The sequence below is a fragment of the Pseudomonas sp. Yb2C2 genome, from assembly GCF_052112325.1.
In the GTDB taxonomy this organism is placed as follows: domain Bacteria; phylum Pseudomonadota; class Gammaproteobacteria; order Pseudomonadales; family Pseudomonadaceae; genus Aquipseudomonas; species Aquipseudomonas marginalis.
The window spans coordinates 1-255 of sequence record NZ_JAVAJK010000081.1 but is presented as its reverse complement, the minus strand read 5'-3'; the positions used below and the strand labels follow the sequence as shown (position 1 = coordinate 255).

Below are 255 nucleotides of genomic sequence, written 5' to 3'. Positions count from 1 at the left end.
CCGCCGACATCGCCCTGTGGAAAAACCCCGAAGGCCTGACCGACGACGAACGCCGCATCGTCATGCGCAACCTCGGCTTCTTCTCCACCGCCGACTCCCTGGTCGCCAATAACCTGGTCCTGGCCGTGTACCGCCTGATCACCAACCCGGAGTGCCGCCAGTACATCCTGCGCCAGGCCTTCGAAGAAGCGATCCACACCCACGCCTACCAGTACTGCATCGAATCGTTGGCCATGGATGAAGGCGAGATCTTCA

1 protein-coding gene is annotated in these 255 nt (G+C 61.6%); it reads left to right on the top strand.

Annotation, left to right across the window (positions count from 1 at the left end):
• On the top strand, positions 1–255 hold a 255-nt coding region (locus Q8X51_RS32245; RefSeq protein WP_407694957.1), incomplete at both ends, for a ribonucleotide-diphosphate reductase subunit beta.